Source organism: Planktotalea sp., from assembly GCF_018607965.1.
Classification (GTDB): domain Bacteria; phylum Pseudomonadota; class Alphaproteobacteria; order Rhodobacterales; family Rhodobacteraceae; genus Planktotalea.
This window is the reverse complement of record NZ_JABBAM010000058.1, coordinates 1-1,847: the sequence shown is the minus strand read 5'-3', so window position 1 is coordinate 1,847 and position 1,847 is coordinate 1. Positions and strand designations below refer to the sequence as shown.

General features: G+C 56.3%; 3 protein-coding genes. 2 read left to right on the top strand and 1 reads right to left on the bottom strand.

What is annotated here, in order from left to right:
- Nucleotides 1-664, top strand: a 664-nt coding sequence (locus QZ279_RS05300) for a pentapeptide repeat-containing protein (protein WP_293448932.1), incomplete at its 5' end; no start/stop codon positions are given.
- Between the two features lie 237 nt (nucleotides 665-901).
- On the opposite strand, the gene QZ279_RS05295 is transcribed toward QZ279_RS05300, so the two are convergent.
- A complete protein-coding gene (locus QZ279_RS05295; protein WP_293448929.1) occupies nucleotides 902-1,564 on the bottom strand; it encodes a peptidoglycan-binding protein in 663 nt (220 codons plus the stop codon).
- A gap of 2 nt (nucleotides 1,565-1,566) precedes the next feature.
- Between QZ279_RS05295 and QZ279_RS05290 the strand changes: the two genes are divergently transcribed.
- A partial coding sequence (locus QZ279_RS05290) for a hypothetical protein (protein WP_293448927.1) occupies nucleotides 1,567-1,847 on the top strand: 281 nt, incomplete at its 3' end.

Below are 1,847 nucleotides of genomic sequence, written 5' to 3'. Positions count from 1 at the left end.
GATGGAGGGAAACGCGATGAAGGGATTATATTTGGCGGCGGCTGTGGTGGCGTTACTTCCAATACAGGCGGCGGCTTTCGACGAGGCCGATGTCGGGCAACTGCTGGAAACCAAACAGTGCCAGCAATGCGACCTGTCGGGGGTCGACCTCAAGCGGGTCGATCTTGCAGGTGCCAATCTTGCGGGGGCAAATCTGTCGGGGGCAAAGCTCTGGGCGGCCAATCTTGGCGGCGCTGACCTGAGCGGCGTTAACCTTGAGGGGGCCAGCCTTGGTACAGCAGATTTGACCGGGGCCAATCTGGCGAACGCCAATCTTTCGGGGGCGTATCTGACGGGTACAAACCTTGGCGGGGCCGACCTGTCGGGTGCGAAATTTTCGGCCGCGATCCTGACGCAGGCAAATCTGGACATGTCCAACCTTTCAGGGGCCACCCTGGCCGAGGCCTATCTTGAGTTGGCCAGCCTTGCGGGTGCCAACATCACCGGAGCCGACCTGACAAAGGCAAACCTGATTTCGGCCAACCTGAGCGGCGCGGTGCTTGCGGGGGCCGAGCTGGAGGGGGCCGTGTTTCTTGGTGCGAACCTTGCCGGGGTATCTTTTGACGATGCCCGATTGTGCAGGACAATGATGCCGGATGGCACGTCTGACCTCAGCGGGTGCTGAGGGCGGTCAGGACGGCTTGGGCTGACACGACGGGCGTGGGGAAAACGGCGGGCTTGGGGAAAACGGTACCTTCATGGGTTCCAGACTGAGGGCACCGAAAGGCCGGACTTTTGGTTTTCCAACGCATCAATATAGCATTCCATCTTGTGGTTCAGGCCGCTTTTGCGGTTCTTGTGGTACAGAACCTTTGTCTGCCCCGTATGATGGAAACCTGTCGGCAAACTGCACACGATGTCATCATCGCGACAGATCGACAGCGACAGGTTGTCGTGTTTGCGCCGATGCCGCCCCCAGTGAATGGCCGATGATCAGTCTGGGCCAATTGGCGGGGTCATTTCCGATCCATTTATAGATAATATTGGCATGGGCCAGAAACCCCTGATGCCAGAACGTGCGCGACGCCCCTTGCTTGGAGCCTGCGGAAAACACGTCGTTCTTGGCATGCATATAGCTCAGGCTCAGCTTCTTGGACCCTGCATTTTTGACGCGCAGATTGAACCACACATAATCGGCAAAGGAATTGCTGCCCGGTATCAACAGACAGCCGTTGCTGAGCATATAGGCTTCGACATTGGCATGAGGGCAACTTTTCACGACCGTAAGCTTGTGTTCTTTCTCCAGCTTCCAATCGCCCGGCGTCGTCTGCCTGGGTCTGAGCGTATAGGCGATTTCAGCCAGCCTCGCGCATGTCATGACGGAATGGTCGATCACCCCCGCGGCACCGAACAGGGCATCGCGGGTCTTGGGCCCGACGATCCCGTCCGCGACAAGTCCCTTGACGCTTTGGAACGCTTTGACCGCAGTAACGGTCTTGGCCCCCTGCACGCCGTCAATCGGTCCCGGCTCGTACCGCAAATTCTTCAACTGCCGTTGAATGCTTCTCCAACTGGTTTTCGACATGGGTGAAAAATTCCTTTGGTCATCTAAATTTTTTGGAGATGCGGGCGGGCGACTTTAATAATCCGAACGACCCGCGCAAAGCTGCTGGTCTATTAAATACTATACACATATGGTCGAAAAATCAGGGAAAAGCCTCTGCTATTTTGCAGATCGGGTCACGTAACTATTTCAGCGGCCATATTTTTGGCCCGCAAATTTATCATAGGCAGGCGTTCTGCCCGAGAGGATACCCGATGAACAGCAATCTTGTCGCTGTATTAGCTGCAGATGTCGTAGGTTACTC

Bases quoted from the DNA above. Each gene is read 5' to 3' on its own strand.
- QZ279_RS05295 (WP_293448929.1), bottom strand. From the start codon at position 1,564: ATGTCGAAAACCAGTTGGAGAAGCATTCAACGGCAGTTGAAGAATTTG.